The sequence below is a fragment of the Paenibacillus macquariensis genome (assembly GCF_900156375.1).
In the GTDB taxonomy this organism is placed as follows: domain Bacteria; phylum Bacillota; class Bacilli; order Paenibacillales; family Paenibacillaceae; genus Paenibacillus_AQ; species Paenibacillus_AQ macquariensis.
The window spans coordinates 71,437-92,317 of record NZ_FTNK01000010.1 but is presented as its reverse complement, the minus strand read 5'-3'; the positions used below and the strand labels follow the sequence as shown (position 1 = coordinate 92,317).

Sequence of the window (20,881 nt, the reverse complement as noted above, 5' to 3'; positions counted from 1 at the left end):
TCTCTTAACGGACATTATAAGCTCCTTGTACCGCTTGGCACGGCAAAGTTATAATAAACGAGAGTTTATACTATCGAATATTATAACTCTCTATAGCTTGAAAGGAGCTGTGCGATATGTCCGTGATAACTAAAAAGGCTTTGGCCGCATCTCTTAAAGTAATGATGGGAAAATTATCGCTAGATAAAATTACAGTTAAAGATCTTGTTGCTGACTGTGGAGTGAATCGACAGACGTTTTATTATCATTTTCAAGATATATATGATCTATTAGATTGGATCTATACGAGGGAAGCACTGGATAGTATCTCTAATTATCGTACATATGACACGTGGCAACAGGGATTTCTGAAGATATTTCATTATGTACTAGATAACAAGAAATTCTGCATGAGCACATATCGGTCGATGGGGCGAGAACACTTGGACCTGTTTCTCCACCAAGCGGTATTTGAGCTGCTGATGGCCGTCATCGAAGAGGTCAGCGCAGATATGCAGGTACGGAAGGAAGATAAGAATTTTATCGCGAATTTTTACACCTATGCGTTTATCGGTATTATGCTGGAGTGGATCCGAAACGACATGAGTGAGGATCCAGAGTTTATTATTGAACGATTGAGCGTCCTAATTGAAGGCGATATGGAAAAAGTAATCAATAAATATGCGATGAGCTGATAATAAGAAGCTACTTTATCCTATATGTTTAGACAATGTGGGGGCAGTGTATGGATTTCATACACTGTCCTTTTGGTGTCTAAGGTAACTGATCCGTATGTGAAGTATATTGATTTTACAAAGAAATATAAATTAACATATGGAGGTTACATCTATGAAAAAAGAATACGAAAACAAACAAGTTTACTTTATTGGCGGCGGTCTAGGCTCACTCGCAGGTGCTTCCTATCTTGTGCGAGATTGTAATTTTCCAGGTGAAAACATTCATATTTTAGAAGGTATGCACATTCTCGGAGGAAGTAATGACGGTGCGGGTAACACAACCAATGGCTTCGTGTGCCGCGGAGGTCGTATGTTAAATGAAGAAACCTATGAAAATACATGGGAGCTGCTATCCTCCATTCCTTCAATCGAACAAGAAGGCGTGTCCGTATGCGATGAGATTCTAGCTTTTGACCATACGCATCCCACACATGCGAATGCCCGCTTGATTAACAAAGACGGCGAGGTTCTGGATGTCATGTCCATGGGATTTAATACAGCCGATCGATTAGCGCTTGGAAGATTAATGATCACACCAGAGGAGAAACTGGACAATTTGCGGATCAGCGATTGGTTTGCGGAGACACCACATTTCTTCGAAACGAACTTCTGGTATATGTGGCAGACAACATTCGCCTTCCAGAAATGGTCTAGCTTGTTTGAATTCAAACGCTATATGAGCCGTATGATATTTGAATTCCCTCGTATTCAAACACTTGAAGGGGTTACACGTACTCCTTATAACCAATATGATTCGATTATTTTACCGATCAAGACATATCTTGATGGTTTCGGCGTTGATTTCAGCTTGAAATATAAAGTGACGGATCTCGATTTTGAAGAAGGAGACGGTATCACGGTAACAGCTATCCATTATGAGCAAGATGGTAAATTGGGTATGATTCAACTTCAAGAGGGAGATTTGTGCATCATGACCAATGGCTGTATGACTGATAATGCAACCTTAGGCGATCTGAATACACCTGCTAAGATAGTGTCAGAGAATCCGATGTCAGGCAACTTGTGGGCCAAGATCGCAGCTAAAAAAGAGGGACTTGGCAATCCAGCTCCGTTCTTCAGCAATGCAGAGGAAACGAACTGGGCATCCTTCACGGTTACTTGCAAAGGTGACAAGCTGTTGAAGATGATCGAGAAATATTCCCGCAACAAACCAGGCAGTGGTGCTCTAATGACATTCAAAGATTCCAATTGGTTGATGTCGATTGTCGTTGCGGCACAGCCTCATTTTAAAAACCAGCCGGCAGACACAACGATATTATGGGGATATGGTCTGTACACCGATAAAGAAGGCGATTATGTCAAGAAGCCAATGCGAGATTGCACAGGAAAAGAAATGCTGGTCGAACTGCTGCACCATCTTCATATGGAAGAGGATATGGATGAAGTCATGGATAGCGTCGTGAATGTTATTCCATGCATGATGCCATACATTGATGCACAGTTCCAGCCACGTGCGATGAGCGATCGTCCAAAAGTGGTGCCAGATGGCTCCACGAACCTAGCAATGATTAGTCAGTTCGTTGAAATTCCTGAAGACATGGTATTCACTGAAGAATATTCAATTCGCGCGGCCAGAATTGCCGTGTATACCTTGCTGGGATTGAATAAGAAGGTGTGCCCGGTAACACCTCACATGTATGATGTTCGTACCTTGATGAAAGCATTGAATACCTCATACAGATAAAGGAGGAAGTAATCGATGAACGGAACCTATAACATTACGATGCAAACCCCAATGGGAATGGAAAAAGGAACAATCACATTCACACAGGATGGTCACTCACTTAACGGCTCATTGAACATCTTAAGAGGCAGTAACGCATTTTCGAACGGGAAGATCGAGGACAATGCGTTCGTATTCTCAGGGGAGATCAAGAAGTTAATTACCAAGATTTCTTATACGGCAAAAGGTACTATTGAAGGAGATCACTTGACGGCTGTAGCTGATACCAAATACGGCAAGCTTGCGATCGAGGGGAATCGGGCCATATAAGAATTCATTCATAACTCCATAACCTAAGGGCAATCGCTGAGAATAGCGATTGCCCTTAGGTTATTTTGATTATATTAGATGAAGCTTATCATTCGACTGCCGCGGTTTTTTTATACAGCAATAGGAGACTCCTTGTTATAGCAGATGCGGCTGATAACCCTGCATTGATGTAATCCCCTCTAACCGTGGAGATATGAGCATTCGCTAAATCCACCACTTCGCCTACCACAGCAATCGTGCCAACCAGATTTTTTTCTTAAGATCGAAACAAAACGCTGCCAACGACACAAACTTGAAAAATAAGTGGACTCCGCCTCTACCGGAAATTTTCTATACACTCATGTAAAAAGGCGTCTATCGTGCGGGGCTCTCTGCCGAGCAAGCGCTTCACAGTGTCATTAGGCTTTTCTGGCACAACCGTAGACATGGTTTGAATTTCCACAACGTGGTTCGCGAGCCAAGGAGGCATGTGTCCGTGCTCGATTAGATTGCTGAGTAGTAATTGGGGCTCCATGTTGATATAGCGTATCGGCCGAGCAAGCAGCGCGGATAGTTTACTGGCGATCTGGGGATAGCTGAAAATCTCCGGACCCGTAAGCGTATATATTTGGCCGGATACCTCTGGGTTGGTCAGAACCTCTGCGGCAACATCCGCGATATCGCGACAGTCAATGAAGTTACATGGTGAATCGCCCATGGATCCGAAGAAAATATCTTGCGTTGTGACCGTTGGTACAAGGCGAAGTAAGTTTTGCATGAACGCATAGGGGCGCAACACAGTATGGGTGATACCCGATTCGTTCAGGGTTTTCTCGATTTCGCGATGCCAGCCAGCCACTGCTACTGGAGAGCTCTTCTCAAAGGCAGGACTGGAAATCTTTACGATGTGCTTGACGCCAGCTTCGACGGCAATCTGAATGATCGAAGTCTCCAATTCGATTTGTCTTGGACTGTTGGACATTGCAAGGAAGAGCTGGCTACCTCCTGCAAATGCGCCACGCAGCGATTCGGGGTCGGAAGCATCAGCCGATGCGACCTCGATAGTCGATCGTCCTTTTTCTCCGATCTGATCACGCAACTTCTCTGGCTCTCTGCTCAGCGCCCGGGCGGGCACGCCAAGATCAACCAAACGTTCCAAAAGCGCACTGCCTATCGTACCTGTTGCTCCCATAATAACTATCATTTTTATCTTCTCCTTTTGGATGAAAAATTAGTTGTGACGGCAAGATGCCACCGCCATGTCACTATCGTGCTTGCTATAAATCCAGATAACGGGAAATCGATCCAGACACGACCGACCCAGGCCAAGTGATCAATCGGAATAAAAATTCCCAGTAAATCTGATGTCACCCATGCGGCTAATAGCCCCAACAAAGCCCCGGCCAACGCGAACATCCCTACCACAACCAAGTGAGGTGCGCCGATGATCCATCGTTTACGGCCCCCTCGGCTGCGCAACCAAAGGCCAAGAATCAAAGCCACCAAGGCCGATGTTCCACCGATTGTGGTTAAGGCCCCTATTTGGAGGCCCTTGTCGCCAGAGATCAAGCCCCCGATACCTGCCATAATGGCAGGACCAGCATAGGCCATTACAACTTCACGCCACAGTACAAAAGTCTTTCCCTTGGAACCAGCGGCCTTGATCCCGTAAACACCATCTGTCTGATTCGGGTAGTTCATTTTGTTCATCTAGTTACTCCTCCTTACTTTTTTAAATAGTTCTGCGATTCATTTCAGTAATATAATGATTAGGAACCTAACTATATAAGAGTAAAAATAGGCTAGCTTCACTAGCCCATTCTACTCATTACTGATGTTTTCCTTCGGTTTCGAGCCTAGTTCGCCCGTAAGTGCTGAGATGCCTTGTGTGACTCGGCCTAGCAGGTCGAGAAATACACTGCGCTCCTCGATATTGAGTAAGCCCACCATTGCTTCCAACCGTGCGAAATGCTCAGGAGCCATTTCACGGAGCTTCTTCGCGCCTTCCTCCGTCAAAATAACCGATCTCTGACGGCCATCGTCTGAGCTTGATCGCCGAGATACTAAGCCATCTCGCTCAAGAATGTCGATAAGACCAGTCACTGTAGCACGTGTAACGCCCAGATGCTCCGCTAATTGCGAAGGCAACTCTTCTCCTTCGTTATCTTCAAGATCTGCCAATAAACGATATCGCCCTGTTGATAAACCGAATCTGGAGAAATGAATCTCTGAAGCATGTCCAAGCTTGGCTCCCGCTGCCATTAGCCTAGACGCGACGAGTATAGCCTGTGCGTCTATGTCTAGGTTATAGCGATCAATCTGCCGCTTGGATTGTACAAGCGAGGGAATAGCGCCAATGTCATTTGTTACTTTATTATTGTTGTTCATATATATAGTATGGCTCCTAATTACTTTTGTGTCAACACATTTTTATAACACATCAACACCCCGCCTTTCTTCATATCTGGAACTGTATTCCTCCTCGACCACTGCAAAAGGCTACAGCTGTATTATTGAGCTCAGATGAATTAGATTATGAGATCAGCCAAAAGTACCCGATTAGGATTTAGCCAATTTTTTGATATCCTTGCTTTCGAGAATAGATTGGTCATACCCTTTAGTAACGGTATGAATCATTGCAATACCAAGCTCCTTTAAAGACACTGTAACGTTTGGAAATAGTCTTCTTAGAATAGGAAATAGCCACATAAATGCATAATAAGATTTATGCGTATTTTTTAATCCCTTTATTGGATTGATGTAGGCAGGGCGAAACATGTATGCTTTTTTGAAAGGTAGCTGCATGAGGTGATTTTCTGTCTTGCCCTTCACTCTTGCCCACATCCTTTTTCCTAGCTCTGTACTATCCGTCCCCATTCCGGAAACATAGCAGAACACCATATCTGGGTTCAAGCCTGCGAGCATTTCTGCCATATGCACAGTAAGATCAAACGATAATCGTGAGTATTCCTCCTCCTTCAAACCACCAGAAGATACACCCAAGCAAAAGTAGCATGCATTATAGTTGCTTAATTGAGACTTTATTGCAGATAAATCAAAAAAATCTTTGTGGATGATTTCAGTTAATTTGGGATGTGAAAAGCCGCATGGTTTGCGGTTAATCACTAAAACTTGTTCCACATCAGGATGCTGCAGGCATTCATGTAATACACCCTCGCCAACCATCCCCGTAACACCTGTAATTATCGCTCTTATTTTCAAGATGGATCCCTCCTTTTTCTCAATTAAATTGTTATTAACTATTCGTCTGTCCATAGTGAAGCTTGGCTCCCGCTGCCATTAGCCTAGACGCGACGAGTATAGCCTGTGCGTCTATGTCTAGGTTATAGCGATCAATCTGCCGCTTGGATTGTACAAGCGAGGGAATAGCGCCAATGTCATTTGTTACTTTATTATTGTTGTTCATATATGTAGTATGGCTCCTAATTACTTTTTGTGTCAACACATGTTTTTATCACATCTTCAATTCTAGGTATTCACCTTTTTTTCTACAATGGTAAGATTGGCCCACAAGAAAGAATTTCCCCCACCCCGTCTTTCTTCATATCTGAATATTTGATTCTCATCAACCGAAGATCATACCAAGTATAATGAAGTTATATATACTGTCACATCTCATCTATTCTTTTAGCACTATTAATATTAAGCACTCTACATGTGTGGTTTCTGTTAATTTAATACTACCGATTCTATTCGCAACTCTACTTTTCGTTCTATGACCTTGATGGGTAATAAAAAATATCAAAAGAACACGAAATCAGAGATTCAAAAGCAAGCTTAGAAAAAGAAAGAGGTTTTAAAAATTGTATTTTTAAATTCTGATGGCAATAGAACGGCGACAAATCCACCGCTAAAAGAAGAAAACCGCTATATCAGCGGGTCTTTCAAATGGAGGTGGACTCGAAACCCTGTCCGAAAGTATCGACACACAAGCTGCGCTTAGTTAGCGTTGGGTGTCGTCACCGTGCTGATGTCACTTGAGTATCGCCCCTTAAATAACTTTAGTCCCCTTCTCGAATTCGTTGTTTACGCATCCATTGCGTAGCTACCCATTTTTCACCGCGGATAACAGGTTCACCACAATGCAACGTTAGTTCGTTTAATGTTTGATTATTATAGAAGTATTCGAAGTAAACAGCAGATCCTTTAACTGGTTTCACAGTAATACCTAAGTTTGGAAGTGTTGTTTCTCCTCCTTCTTCTACATCATTTAAGTATATGATTAATGTACTTATTCGATTGTTAAGACTTGAAGGGTTATTGGGCCCAAAAAAATCATAATGTTCTTTATATTCTTGTCCAGGTTCATAATGTAAAACTTGTAGTCCTTCAGCATGTGCAATGGGTACCTGCATTAAGCTTGATATGCGGTTCTCAATGATATTAATTAATAGGCTTTCGTTTTTATCAAAAAACATACTTTTGCTAGTACGAATCTGACTAACTTCTTTATTCACTAATTTCGATTGTTCAAGACGAGATGCAGCAGACCCAATAAGTGCTTGGCATTCTTCATCGCTTAGTACATGATCTAATTTCATTATTAAAGGTTCTTCATTTAACACTGTAGCAGTAATGATGTGATTGTCGATAGAATAGATGGATTGAATGGGTAAAATAGAAACTTCAGTTATCATATTAATAATCAATCTCCTCTATAACCTCTTAATGATGACAAAAACTTGAACTTTTAAATAAAGTATTAAACATTTACATTAATTACTAATATACTATAAAAACAATTTAAATATATGAATATATCCTAATATGACTACGGTCCGTTAATATCTTCATGAAAATAAACAACACCATCCTTAATCGGATGGTGTTGTTTATAAAGCATTTTTCACACAAATATATTCATACGATAAGTTAATACTCTGGCTCCGAACTCAATTACTCAGTAGAGCGGCAGTGCCTCTTGTCTAAGCCCTACGAAGATATCACCGAATTGATCAAAGAAGGCATCCGGCAATTGATAATAAGCATCTCCCATAGACACGACTTTTAATTCTGGAATGATGTACATGGCCATTTGGGTCCCGTCCTTGATGTTGAACTGTAGTTGATACGATTTCCCTTCAGATTGCGCCTGTCCAATAGCCTCGTATTCCTTGTTGGTTAAATCAGCATTTGTTGCGCTATACAGGCCCTCTATGATGGACTCTACAAAAGCATGATCTGTCATTTTCTTAAGTACGTCATTTCCCACATGGTTTAGAATATGGATTTCTTTTGCACGCTCCTTCAGATTAGACATATCTAGATACTCCTTTGCAGTCATCTCAGAATCATTTACCTTGGCCACGAGTTCTGCCAGATAATAATTTTGTTCGTACTTGACCGCAATGCGAAAATGGAATGGGTATGTCGGAATTTCATATAGCTTTCCACCAACAGCGAACGTCGAGGAATAATCCTTTTCCACATTATTGTCTCCACCGTTCTTCCCCGTCTCAGGGTTGATATCATACTCTAATGTGCCAAGCGATTGTACAGGCTCCAGTCCTGTGAACTTAAACTGAGCGCCATCTTCTACGAATGCATAACGATATCCGTTGTAATTCAGAATTTTTCGAATTCCCGTTGGGGAAGACGAGACCTGTGTCTGTTTCGATATTTCCAGAGATGCAGACTCAGGCGTAGGGGGAGATTTATAAATGGCCAGTCCTACCACCAATGCAAGGCAGGCAGCGATCGTTCCCCATCTGACATATGGTTTTTTATTTGTCCGTCTCGCAGTATTAGCTTCTTCTACTAAATTACCGTCTACGTCACCAATGGCTTTAAAGAGATCTTTATTATTCATAATACATAACCCTCTTTCTTAAGGTATATTTGAAGTTTTTTTCTTATTCTGAATAGAATGGATTTGGTTTTGCTTTCACTTATTGCAAATCGCGAGGCAATATCCGTCATAGAATCAGAGTACCAATATCGTCTCAGAAAAATATTCCGATGATCTTCCTTAATGCTCTGCAGAAATTCGCTTATCGATTCGGCCATTTGTTCTCCCTCGTATTGACTTTCAACATTGTCTGAAGAGGATACACAGTCGTTTAATTCATCAAGAATTGTCTCAAATTCTTTATTCCTCTTCTTGGCCTTGTAATAATCGTATTTGTTCAAGGCGATATTCCGCGTAATCCTCCCCAGAAAAGACGACAGTTTCTCAGGAGACTTCGGCGGTATCGCTTCCCATGCTCCAAGAAAGGTATCGTTAACGCATTCTTCTGAATCTTCCACATTAGACAGAATGTTACGGGCGATCTGGGTACAATATTTTTTATATTTTTTGGATGTTTCTTCTACTGCTGATTCATTGCGAGCAAAGTACAATTGTATAATGTCTCTATCATTCACTCCATCACTTCCGTTCGGTTTGATTAAGGCCTTCACTTATAAAGTAGGAAAAGAAGCGTTTAGGTTGCAAAAATATTTATTTTCTTATGTAATTAAGGCTGGCAATCAGTATATCTTCATAAGCTTCGACATTCGATTATGTTTCAATTCACGCGCCTCGATTAACTTTAATAAAATGAAAAAAAAGCCCCTATAATAGAGACTTTTCCACATTATTCGTTTCCTCATTGCAAGCATTAATACAATCTCAATCGAACCCGAAATCCTTAATACGCTTTATTGAATACTTTTCCTAATGCCTACATGTAATTTCTTCAAGAAATGATTTAGTCTCTCTGTACACAACAGCATCGCGATAGCAAATATACTAACGAACCACGGAAAGATACTAATGTTCATATTGGTTGCAAGTAATCCCAGCAACGGAGGTATTAGCGTACTACCCGTATATGCAGCTGCCATTTGAAAGCCCATGATGGACTGAGCCTTCTTTTTCCCAAATCGAGCAGGTGTTTCATGTAGCATACACGGAAATATAGGTGCTAACCCCAATCCTACAATCGTAAATCCAACAAGCGAAAGGATCGGTGGAAATGGTAACACTAGCAGTAATGTTCCGAATAAAGCGATAAGCTGGCCGTACCTAATCAGCATTCGACTGCTCATTTTAAACGTAATAAATCCAGTGATCATTCGCCCAACTGTAATGCCTATATAGAACCAAGAAACCCATTGTGCCGCTGTTGCTGCCGGTAAATCTTTTATATTCACAAGAAAGCTACTGCCCCATAAGCCCATACTTGCTTCGATTCCACAGTAGAATAAGAAGGTTAGCATCGCTAATTTGACCCCTTTTATATTCCATGGCTTCGTATTCTCCGCAATTTGATCTAACTCTTGATTCATCGCTTCATGTTCGGCTTCAGCATTTATGACATGACTACGTTTAGCAACCTTATCCCATAAAGGGAGCGTAACGAATAGAATGACGACTAGAATAAATTGAACACCCGCTACGATGAGGTAACCTTGTCTCCACAAATTGTTGCCTGAAATAGACGAAGCCATAATCATTGGACCCAGTGTAGCACCTACTCCCCAGAAACAGTGCAGCCAACTCATATGATGAGCCTTATAATGAATAGCCACATAATTATTTAATCCTGCATCTACAGACCCCGCACCTATACCGAGTGGAATTGCACAAATAACTAACCAAATAAGAGAAGGAGACCATGAAAAACCAAGTAACGCTACTGCTGTCATGATACAACTTACAAGCGTCACTTTCCCCGTACCAAACCACTTTAGTACTGTACCACTTAACAAGCTTGATACAATCGTACTACCTGCAATAACCATAGAAATAATTCCTGCCGTTCCTAATGAAACATTCAGATCCATGCTCATCACAGGCCATGCCGATCCAAGTAATGAATCAGGTAATCCCAAGCTGATAAAAGCCAAATAAATAATAATTAAAAAGAAAGTTGCCATCGTTATCTGTACTCCTTAGTGTTGATCATCTATTTGTTGTGAAATCAATACACTCAATCCAAGACGCTGTAATCCATTTAGATAGTCATGCTTCAAGTTACTTACTGCTAACTCTGGGAGATGTTCTCTTGGAACATATGTGGCACTTCGCTCAGTAATTTGGTTGAGCATGACCGTATCTATTTCATCATCACACAAAATAATATAATGAGGATTCAAGATTGATGTGATTGTGCCCACTAATCGGCTAATCGCATCTATATTTTCCGTCATATGTGCAATACTCTTCTTCCCACTATCTCCATTGGCTAAGGCTTCTAGGAAGTTTCTATCGTCATACTGGGGAACAAATGAGACTTCTCCTGAAAAAAAGGTTTTCCCTCGCACAATTTCACCATTGATTACAATCCCTGCACCAGGACCATTTTTCCCTAAATACAAATATAACAAAGAAATCCTTTCTACCATTTCCCTTTGAGCCATATAGCCGATTGCAGCAGCATTCATATCATTCTCTACAACAGTCGGGATAGCGAGTTGCTCCTCTATATGCTTCTTAAGATCAAGATTATGATAGTTCTCATACCCTGGTATATGAAAGATTGTTCCGTTATTAACTGCACCTGGGACACCAATAGCCACAGCGTTCATATTAGGATAAGCATTCTTCTTGCTCTCAATAAATGTGGTTAGCTGTAACACATCTTCCTCTAGCATACTATGGGTGTTCCCTTGCTCAATGACTTCCCCTAAGCAATTAAACACAGCATAATTCGTCTCACCTTTCTCTAGAAAGATGGCTAGACCCAACATATAATTCGGCTGATATGTATATCTTATAGCTCTTCTTCCCCCACTTGATTCATCAAGACCAACGGATGTAACTTCCCCTCTGTTCTCCATTTGCTTCAGGAACTTACTGATGGTCGGAAAGCTAATTTGTAAATTGTGACTCAACTCAACCTTCGTAGCACTTCCATGCTCTAACAGTTCAGATCGAAGGCAACGAATCACTTCTGATCTTGTATGTTGTGAAGTAAGTCGTATCTCGCTCATCATACTCACCACCTTATAATCAAAGTCACACTCACTTATTAAACACGTTTAATAAGTCACTACGATGATAGCAGGAATACGGGTTACTGACAAGATGGAATTTGAATGTACCACTTATTCCCCCCACTTTGAATCAAAGAGAACAAATACATACATTCTAAGAACATATTACCTTATAAAGGTATGTGAGTGGAGGAATCATCATGAAACCAAAAACCATAAATCGGTATAACCAGACTACTGGAAGAAAATCACATTGGCCAAAATGGCTATCGTTACTTGTTGGACGTTTATTGCTGTCATCGTTTCAGAAGCTAGCTCAACCCTTGTTTTCATCATAAGATATATGTTGTGTGAGGTATCCCCTATGCACGCAACTCGAATATGGGGAATTACGCCTATAACAGGAAAAAACCGTGCAGCACTAAGGCTTCACGGTCTTACCATACTATCTTTTATCGACGATTCACAACTTAGATTAACCCAGACTTCTGCAAAAGCTTCTGGATCATATTTGCTACTTCCGCTCTTGTGATGGGGTTCGTCGGCTTCAGTCCTATGTCAGAACCTTTTACCAGACCGTTCTTCACCGCCGCGGCAACCTCTGGCTTCGCCCACGCATCTACCGCCGACCCATCTGTAAACGAGGCAAGTGCGGATTCTGCCTCTGCTCCGTTGACGCTTGCGTGAAGTCCCGTCCACTTCATCGCTCGTGCAATCACTGCCATTGCTTCTTGGCGGGTGATCGTATCGCTTGGGTGGAATGCTCCATCTTCGTACCCTTGGATGATACCGTACTCCTGAGCTTCCGCTACTGCGCCAACGTACCAATCACCGGATTTCACGTCCCTGAATGCGGAGGTTTTCCCGCTCTCGGCAAGTCCCAGCGCCCGCACGATAATCGCCGCGAATTCGGCGCGGGTGATCGCTGCGTCAGGATTATAGTGCGTCGCATCGACGCCATTGACTACCATCCGCGACGCCATGTCGTTCACCATGTCTTTCGACCAGTGCTGCGCGACATCGGCAAAATTTACAGGATACCGCCGTATAACCAAGTACGTACTGTTGGTCAAGCTGTTCACTTTGGCAAAGTATTTGCCATCCACTACAACAATCTTGGTAGGTACATGCCGAATGTTTCCGTCCGGCTCAACAACCACTCCTGTGGTACTCATGTTCGGATCAACGCCATCTGAAATCGCAATGGTTCGTTCCACATACGCGTTAAACTTCGATACTTCAATGGTCTTATCTCCATAGATGCCTCTCACCGTAAAGCTCATTGGTGGAGCGACCAGCGTGAACTCTCCCTTGGCTGCCGCGTTCTCCAGCATTTTCAACACATCCGCTGTCGTTGCGGCAATTTCAATCTGCACCTTGATGTCCTGCAAGGCTACCGACTTGCCCACTTGCCCAGATATGGCATTCATATTAAGTTGTTGCGCTGGAATCCTATAGGTCGCGCGATCGGTTTTAATCTCCAGAACGGCTTGCTGGCTTTCCATCTTTTTTACCATCTGACCGTTCAGTTCGACAACGACCACATCGGATTTAGCTTTCACCGCAATCGTGATCACCACATTTTGACCCTCCGCCGCGATTTTATCACTCAACATATTCTGATCAACCACTACCGTTGTTACGGTTTGGCCGTTTCGTTTAGTGGACGTTGCGGTTCCCGCACCCTCCACCTTTCCATTGACAATTATATCCACTATTGTCTTCGTATTCTCCGGTATCGTTGGAGTAACGGGTGCAGATGGAGTACTGCTGCTACTGCTGGATTCCGCTCGCGGGATGACCGCATTCGATTCGGCAGACGACACACTTTTTCCTATACCATTGATCGCTTTCACCGTAAACGTGTAGCTCGTTCCATTCGTCAAACCTGTGAGAGTAATCGGGCTTACTGCTCCGGTCACAACTACATTCCCTGGTGAAGAAGTTACTTCATATCCTGTAACTGCGCTGCCTCCGTTATCGGCTGGAGCCGTAAAGGTAACCGTCGCTTGTCCGTTTCCAGCGACTGCCGAAATATTCGTCGGTGCTGCCGGAACCGTTGCAGGAGTTACGCTCGCTTGATTCGATTCTGCACTCATGCCACCCAAGTTGCCTGCTTTCACCATGAAGTAATAAGCAGTACCATTGATTAGATTCTGTACATTGTAGGTCGTGTGAGTCACGGTGGCAACTAAATCGTCACTAAATTGACCTGAAGCAGTCGCCATATAAATATTGTAATACGTCGCTCCCGTTACCGTATCCCAAGTTAACGTTACTTGACGATCTTCCCCAACGGCCACGAGGTTTTGCGGATTGGCAGGAGCATCTGGCAAGTTCACCGCTTGCGTCACGGTCAACGTTACAGGTATCATGTTGTCCGCCGATATCGTGATTGTTGCCGTGTACGTGCCTGCGGCCAAGCCATCATTCGCCGTGACCGTAAAGCTTGTTGCAGGCGCCCCGCTGTTTAATGTCGCGCTAGTTTGCGTGATCGCAAAATCGTCCGCATTCGTACCGCTAACCTCTACCTTTAGATTAGGTAAATTACCAGTTCCGGTATTCGTTACTTCGATGTTTTTGGTCTCTTGTGTACCTGATTGATAACCTTGAGTAAGTGCAGTCAACGTTGGATTCGTTATTGCAGCAATCGTATAGGTAAGTGCTGCCGTGACGGTAATCGTGGCTGTAGCTGTTTTGCTGCTATCTACCGTTGACGTGGCCTTGATCGTATAATCCTCCATTGCTGTATCCGCCGCTACAGTAACCTTCCCTGTACTATCCACCGCAACTTTGTTAGTTACGTCGCTGCTGGACCATGTGACCGTCGTTGCTGCACCTTCGCCCGCATTCACGGTTGCTGTAAGCTGCTGGCTGCCTCCTTGCACGACGCTCGGGCTGCTTGGGCTAACGCTCACACTATTAATTACTGGAGATGAAAGCTTTTTGATTTTTTTACCGCCGGATTCCGTCACATACACATTACCGCTACTGTCTACGATTACCCCCCAAGGACTTGAAAAGCTTCCCGCACCCGTAATGTCCATCCAACTGCCGTTCGACAGTTTTTTAATTTTGTTATTGCCGGAATCCGCAACATACACATTGCCGGCACTGTCTACTGCTACGCCAAAAGGAGATAAAAAACTTCCCGCTCCGGTGATGTCTGTCCAACTGCCGTTCGACAGTTTTTTGATTGTGTTACTGTTGTAATTCGTCACATATACATTGCCGTCATTGTCTGCTGCTACACCAAAAGGAGAGGAAAGGACTGCCGCTCCGGTGATGTCCGTCCAAATTCCGTTCGACAGTTTTTTTACTTTGTTCGAGAGGGAATCCGTCACATACACATTGCCGTTGCTATCTGCCGCTATACCAACAGGATTTGAAAAGCCTCCGGCACCCGTAATGTCCGTCCAACTGCCGTTGGATAGTTTTTTCACTTTTCTTCCTGAGTTATCCGTCACATATACATCACCGTTACTGTCTGCTGCTACGCCAACGATTGCATTGAAGCTTTCCGATCCGGTAATGTCCGTCCAACTGCCGTTCGACAGTTGTTTTACTTTGGCTCGGCCATAATCCGACACATACACATTGCCGTCACTGCCTATTGCTACGCCGGAAGGATTGCCAAAGCTTTCAGATCCGGTAATGTCCGTCCACGTTTCAGTTGCCGCAAATGCTAAATTTCCGCCCGCAACTAGCTGGAGCACAGGGAGGGCAACCAACAAAAAGCTCATCACCACCACAAATACTCGTTTCTTCATTTGTTTCTCTTTCATTTCATAATCAACCTCTCTTCCCTAAAATGTATCCCTTTAAGCAACCGTTACACTTCCTCCGAAACACAAAAACACATCCATATACTTTCTACTGCTTGAACAAAGACCCCCACATCTCTTAGAGCAACAGTAAATACATCGTGACCGTAAATGCCTGATTGGCAGGAACTCCAACACTATCACCAGGGTCACAGCCCCCCCACTCCATGCAATACATTATATCTATTGGTTCTCACAAATTTCTCACAAAACCGCGATCTGCTGTCGAAAAAATAAGAAAAACCGTCAGAATCCCTGACGGTCCTTTTTAGGTTTCTCATACATCGGCAAATTTGTGCTCATACCCATGAACACCTTTGCAATACTCAGGATACTAATCTCCTATATCGTAAGCTTCTCTTATAAGTATAATCGGATGTGAGTTGCAGGTGGAATTTTGAGTTAACGTGTTAAGCTTGATGCATGCTGGAATCGGCCTCTAAGGTAAGACTCGAAGACTGTAAACATATACAATAACAAAAACAAGCTAGTATCGCTCTCAAACGATGGATCAGCTTGTTTTTGTTTATAATGCTAGGTTACCTGAACTCCTCCAGCCACAAAATACTTGTCACACCTCGAGGATAATATTTACTACCAGAAATTTCACCAGAGATAATCTGATCACTCCAGCTCCAGATGGATAACGTGGGATGTGTCAGCCAAGCAACATGCGCGGCATCTGCGAGCTTACCTTGTTCGTTCCAAGGTAGCCCTAGAATATGTCGTGCTACAAACTGACATAGATAAATCTTACTAAGCCAGCTATTATTGCTTGTAGAGGAGATCTTCCAGCCTCCATCTTCAAATAAGCATACACCTACACGAAGCACCTCGTGCAGATGTCGTTGTAAGGCTTGAATATAGTGTCCATATTCTCCGGTTGGTTCCAGCGCTTCCAAACACCCTGCATAATAAGGGAAAATTAACCCCTCTATAGCTGGGATAATTCGCGATTGATTGCCTTCCCCAATAACAGCGGGAATTGTACCATCCTCCCCGACATGCTCTACAAGGGTTGCTGCACATTTTCCGGCTTGTTCCGCAGCGATTTGTGAACATGCCTGATTACCCATGCGTGTGAACTGCTTCTCCATCGCAAGATAGGCAGCCCAACATTTTCCTGCCAGATAGATGTTATTTCTCGCTTGCCCTAAAGAAACATCCAGACTATCATACGTTGTAATCTCAGCTCCGCCCATTGTGCGGGAGCTGTCTAAGCCCATTACACCATTGCGAAGTACAGGATTCGGATGGTCACGATTCAGCATACTGTCCAGACATTGCTCAAGAATAGAATGATTCTGATCCATCCAAGCCGTATCACCAATCTGCTCTGTATAGACGGTTGCGCATAGAATCCAGTTTACTAATTGCTCATGTGTCATATGAGAGAAGCAGCCGTCAAGACCATATAGCTCGTAAGAAGAGTAGTGAGGACGGGATACGACGTTTCCCACACCCATGTCATGAGTAAAGCTGAGCCCACCTGGATATTCCGTCGTATCTTCCGGAAAGCGAATCGTATCCGTATAGCTGAATCGTTCGATGAACATATCCAGTTCATTTTTGACCGTCCATGGATTCATTTTCAATTCATAGAATAATTGATCTACCGTTAAGTCAAAGGTATTCATCATCCGATACTCACCTTCATTAACGATCCAAAAAGGCTTATCGTTATAATCAAGCAGCTGCGTGGAGCCGTAATAGCTGCGGATCGAATGCGCCATCATAAACTGTTGATCTGCAGATAAATTTTGTTCCTCAATCATCTGATTAGATTCTAATGCAGCTTGCGCCAGTACATCATAGTGCGTAAGTGCATACTGCGCTACAGCTTCAATATTATGAAAGAAGCGACTGTAATAGTAGCTCGCATCTATGCCAGCGGTCACGAATCCTCCGCGATGGAAGCAAAGTGCGAAGCGGAATGTAGAAACTTCTCCCGGTTCTGCATCCGCTATGAGTGCTGCGACGGTTCCAAGACCAAAGGTCCAGTTCTCTTCCATGGTATTACCAAGGATGTCTTCCATACTGAAATGCATAGCAGAACGAACAGATGCATCTTTCGATACGATGGCTGTATTTCGGCCTTGTCCAACCCCTACGATGCCAGGACACGTATCATCGAGGCGGCGAAGTGAACTATAAGGGTCACTGCCTTGATAACCAAAGAAGGCACGCCTTTTTCGGCTAGATTTTGTATTATCAATGATGAGCTCTGCCAGAACAGCAGGTACAAGCACTTCTCTCAAATCATCCTCTGACGCAATCTCAGGATCGGGAACGGATCGAACAGGAGAGTAGATTCGAAATGTAATATCCCCGGCTGACCATGTATCGGTTCCAAGTTTGAATTCACGAGTCACATCTTCTTTAGCGAACGGGTACAGCAGTTTCGGTTTATTCTGATTTGGATCGGGATTGTCCATATCATAGCGTTTGCCTTCTTCAGATTCTTCCGTGTTATGGAACGGCAACGTATCGTACCCCGTACCATCCTCTTTTTCAAGACCAATAAATACATTTTGCTTTGGTGAACGTCCTAATTCGAGATCGAATCCCCCGCCTGCATTTGGAAAGCCAAGTGTGAAGCTCGCAAATGCACCAATCGGTGAATGATGTGCATTGAAGAAATAATTCGTAGTCATCAGCTTTCATTCCCTTCAAGTATTCATCTTTAGTCTAGTTCAATTCTTTCATCAGCCTTTAACCGAACCCGCGGCATCCCCTCTATAATTCGATCGCTTAAGAACAAGAACATGATCATAATAGGCATAATACTAATCATTAACGTTGCACCAATTGCGCCCCAATCCGTCGTATATTGACCAATGAAATTTTGAATGCCTACTGTTAATGTTTTTAGGTGATCCGAGGAATGCCCGGCACTCTCCCAGAACTTCAAATCTTTCAAAAAGACAACATAGTTTTCAAGTCCAATAAATTTCATTTTGCCAATGCCGTTCCATTCAATTAACCCGTAATAAGCAGTCAGCAAGATAGGGAGGTATACGATGGCCATTATGAGTAGTAACGAGGGAAGCACATAGTGTGCAATGATTTTTTTATTCGAGAGCACTTTATCCAAGGCCGATCAACTCCATGCTTATTGAATATTTGAAGAGAGGGCTTCCCTTCGAAAGGAAGAGAAGACCCCCTAGATTCATTCATCCATCATGCACCTATTTGGCGAGCGCATTATCATGCTCTTCCGAGAATTTCTCTGGTGTAATTGCCTTGCCAAATAGAGCTTGGATCATATTCAGATGGGTTTCGGCTGCTTTTGCAGGCATTTGAACATCGGCGAATAGTGTGATGCTGCTTGCTTGATTCATTTCCTTGAACAGATCTTTATACAGTTGTGGTAAATCCATAGACGCGGCATCTACCTTCGTCGCCGGAATAACTCCTGCACCGGTTACGGATTGATCGCCCCACTTCATGACGAAGTACTCTACGAATTTTTTGGCCTCATCTTTGACCTTGGAGTTCTCAGCAACGAATAATCCAACACCAGGTCCACCGACCCAGCTATTGATATCGCCCTTTCCACCTTCAACGGTTGGGAACCTGAAGAACCCGACTTTGTCGCGGAATTCCTTTGGAATCTCTTCATTGGTCGTAAAGTTCGGAATTTCCCACGAGCCCATTAGGAACATAGCCGCTTTTTCGTTTAGGAATTCAGCCTTTGCTTCTTCATTCGATAGACCGTTGAACCCTTTAATAAATGCATTGTCATCCACGAGAGATTGAATCTCGGATGCAGCTTTAACCAAGCTTGGATCTGTGAATTTGACTGATCCGTTAATCGCGCTAGCTAACGTTTGTTGTCCAGCAATTCGATCTGCCATATACATATACCAGAGCGATCCAGTCCAACGATCCTTATTGCCGAGTGCGATGGGTGCAATGCCTTTATCGGTTAATGTTTTCACAATCGTTTTGAACTGCTCATAGGTTTGCGGTATTTGTAATCCGTTCTTTTCAAAAATTTCTTTATTGTAGTAGATGGGAGCAATATTAAATTCAATAGGCAGGGCGTAGGTCTTTCCGTTGATTGCATATGCTTCAGTTGTACCTGCCACGAATTTCCCTTCCAATTCACCACTTAACAAGTCATCCAGCGGAGCAAAGAGATTACCTTCCACATAAGGTTGGAGAAATCCAGCTGCCCAAGTTAAGCCCACATCAGGGAGCCCGTTGGAAGCTGACAACACTTTCAGTTTGTTTTTATATTGCTCATTTTCCAGAACCTCTTGCTTGATGGTAACATTGGTGTGCTCAGCCTGATATTCCTTGATGATTTGATTAACGATTTTATTCTGTCCAGCAGATACACCTTCGGGCCATAAGTGCATGAGCTTCAAAGTCACTTTATCTCCACCAGAACTGTCATTTCCTGAAGTAGCTGTCGTTGAACTAGAATCTCCTTTGGAGCTGCATCCAGCTGCGAGCAAGGCAATGCACATCGTAAACAGCAGTAACGTCCATGCTTTACCCTTCATGTCGAATTCCCCTTTTCATCAAATCGTTAAGCTAATGTAAACGATTTAATTATATTGTAGACCGCGTTAGAAGCAGATGGAAGGTAACAAGGATTGGGACTGATACCACTAATATTGGGTGTTATTCTCATTCATGCTTTGCCGATATTGCCCAGGGGTAAGTGACTCAAAGGAGCGAAATACTTTAACGAAATATTTAGCTGTTTGATAGCCGACGTGTTCTGAAATCTCATTAATAGATAGTGAGGTGTTTACTAACAACTCTTTTGCACGTTGCACTCTACGCCTTGTGAGATATTCACTGAAGGTAAGACCGATTTGCTCCTTGAACAAGACACTGAAGTAACTCGCATTCATATGTAAGCGGGTGGCAATTTCATGCATCGCAATCGGTTCGGCTAAATGTTCTTCCAGATAACTAATCGCATCACGTATCGTTGTATTGTACCCCTGCCCTTCCTCATGGTGCGCCTCCATCAACCGAGTATCTACTATTTTCTCCATTCGCTTCATACGGTGGACATGTTCATCCTTTTGCAATCCCAGCTCGACAGCTTGAATTAATTTGGCTTTATCGATGGGCTTGAGTAAATAGTCAATGACGCCAAACTTCAAAGCAGTACGCGCATATTCAAACTCCGAAAATCCTGAGATGACGATAAGAAAGAGCGATGGATATTGATGATGGAGCTGTTCAATCAATTCAAGACCGTTGATTTCTGGCATCCGAATATCCGTGATCATCAAATTTGCCTCATGTTCCTCAAGCCATACGAGCGCCTCCTTTGCACTAGCAAATGTCTCAAGCTGGAGAGTGCCTAGACCCCAAGTCTCAAGCGTTCTGCGGATTCCTTGTCTTGTTCTTGGTTCATCATCTACGATCAGAATGGTCTTCAT

The 20,881-nt window shown here is 43.2% G+C and carries 16 protein-coding genes and 3 pseudogenes; 3 read left to right on the top strand and 16 right to left on the bottom strand.

All coding sequences use genetic code 11. The features are described from left to right. Positions 1-116 precede the first annotated feature (116 nt). The 3 genes from BW961_RS17950 to BW961_RS17940 all read left to right on the top strand — a co-directional run bounded on the left by BW961_RS17950 (position 117) and on the right by BW961_RS17940 (position 2,730). Positions 117-674 carry a TetR/AcrR family transcriptional regulator gene (locus tag BW961_RS17950; RefSeq protein ID WP_068579870.1) on the top strand — a complete coding sequence of 186 codons (558 nt, stop codon included), beginning with the start codon at positions 117-119 and terminating at the stop codon, positions 672-674. Between the two features lie 154 nt (positions 675-828). Further along, positions 829-2,421: an oleate hydratase gene (locus BW961_RS17945; protein ID WP_082867298.1), complete on the top strand. Its 1,593-nt coding sequence runs from the start codon at positions 829-831 to the stop codon at positions 2,419-2,421. 15 nt (positions 2,422-2,436) lie between these two features. Then, complete coding sequence (locus tag BW961_RS17940) at positions 2,437-2,730, top strand: hypothetical protein (protein WP_068579868.1); 294 nt, start codon at positions 2,437-2,439, stop codon at positions 2,728-2,730. Between the two features lie 316 nt (positions 2,731-3,046). Here the strand turns inward: BW961_RS17940 and BW961_RS17935 are convergent, their stop codons facing one another. The 16 genes and pseudogenes from BW961_RS17935 to BW961_RS17870 form a co-directional block, all read right to left on the bottom strand. Further along, entirely contained in the window at positions 3,047-3,913 is an 867-nt protein-coding gene (locus BW961_RS17935) for an SDR family oxidoreductase (RefSeq protein WP_068579867.1), read from the bottom strand. A gap of 2 nt (positions 3,914-3,915) precedes the next feature. Continuing rightward, positions 3,916-4,419, bottom strand: a complete 504-nt coding sequence (locus BW961_RS17930; protein ID WP_170878580.1) for a hypothetical protein — start codon at positions 4,417-4,419, stop codon at positions 3,916-3,918. Positions 4,420-4,530: 111 nt separating this feature from the next. Further along, positions 4,531-5,097, bottom strand: coding sequence for a MarR family winged helix-turn-helix transcriptional regulator (locus BW961_RS17925; protein ID WP_076576933.1), 567 nt, complete (start codon positions 5,095-5,097; stop codon positions 4,531-4,533). Between the two features lie 171 nt (positions 5,098-5,268). Then, complete coding sequence (locus BW961_RS17920) at positions 5,269-5,931, bottom strand: NAD-dependent epimerase/dehydratase family protein (RefSeq protein WP_068584477.1); 663 nt, start codon at positions 5,929-5,931, stop codon at positions 5,269-5,271. 58 nt (positions 5,932-5,989) lie between these two features. Beyond that, positions 5,990-6,136, bottom strand: a pseudogene (locus BW961_RS29960) (MarR family transcriptional regulator); the annotation flags it as partial. Between the two features lie 595 nt (positions 6,137-6,731). Continuing rightward, positions 6,732-7,367 carry a prolyl hydroxylase family protein gene (locus tag BW961_RS17915; protein WP_068584480.1) on the bottom strand — a complete coding sequence of 212 codons (636 nt, stop codon included), beginning with the start codon at positions 7,365-7,367 and terminating at the stop codon, positions 6,732-6,734. 263 nt (positions 7,368-7,630) lie between these two features. Then, the gene (locus tag BW961_RS17910; protein ID WP_244555989.1) at positions 7,631-8,539 is read right to left on the bottom strand and encodes a hypothetical protein; all 909 of its coding nucleotides are present in this window, start codon (positions 8,537-8,539) and stop codon (positions 7,631-7,633) included. Beyond that, positions 8,536-9,093 carry an RNA polymerase sigma factor gene (locus tag BW961_RS17905; RefSeq protein ID WP_068584484.1) on the bottom strand — a complete coding sequence of 186 codons (558 nt, stop codon included), beginning with the start codon at positions 9,091-9,093 and terminating at the stop codon, positions 8,536-8,538. Before BW961_RS17905 ends, BW961_RS17910 begins: the two co-directional genes overlap by 4 nt. Positions 9,094-9,369: 276 nt before the next feature. Continuing rightward, positions 9,370-10,590 (bottom strand): MFS transporter, encoded by a 1,221-nt coding sequence (locus tag BW961_RS17900; RefSeq protein ID WP_068584487.1) that lies wholly within the window; start codon positions 10,588-10,590, stop codon positions 9,370-9,372. Positions 10,591-10,605: 15 nt separating this feature from the next. After that, on the bottom strand, positions 10,606-11,646 hold the full coding sequence (locus BW961_RS17895) for an ROK family transcriptional regulator (RefSeq protein WP_068584491.1): 1,041 nt from the start codon (positions 11,644-11,646) through the stop codon (positions 10,606-10,608). Between the two features lie 473 nt (positions 11,647-12,119). After that, on the bottom strand, positions 12,120-15,383 hold the full coding sequence (locus tag BW961_RS17890) for an S-layer homology domain-containing protein (protein WP_212568135.1): 3,264 nt from the start codon (positions 15,381-15,383) through the stop codon (positions 12,120-12,122). A gap of 629 nt (positions 15,384-16,012) precedes the next feature. Further along, complete coding sequence (locus BW961_RS17885; protein ID WP_068584498.1) at positions 16,013-18,127, bottom strand: glycoside hydrolase family 52 protein; 2,115 nt, start codon at positions 18,125-18,127, stop codon at positions 16,013-16,015. Positions 18,128-18,178: 51 nt separating this feature from the next. Next, positions 18,179-18,357: pseudogene (locus BW961_RS30930) on the bottom strand (carbohydrate ABC transporter permease); the annotation flags it as partial. Next, a pseudogene (locus tag BW961_RS30925) lies at positions 18,355-18,567 on the bottom strand (carbohydrate ABC transporter permease); the annotation flags it as partial. The pseudogenes BW961_RS30930 and BW961_RS30925, both read right to left, overlap by 3 nt. Positions 18,568-18,661: 94 nt before the next feature. Beyond that, positions 18,662-19,984: an extracellular solute-binding protein gene (locus tag BW961_RS17875; RefSeq protein ID WP_068584507.1), complete on the bottom strand. Its 1,323-nt coding sequence runs from the start codon at positions 19,982-19,984 to the stop codon at positions 18,662-18,664. A gap of 108 nt (positions 19,985-20,092) precedes the next feature. Continuing rightward, positions 20,093-20,881 carry a response regulator gene (locus tag BW961_RS17870; RefSeq protein ID WP_068584510.1) on the bottom strand — a complete coding sequence of 263 codons (789 nt, stop codon included), beginning with the start codon at positions 20,879-20,881 and terminating at the stop codon, positions 20,093-20,095.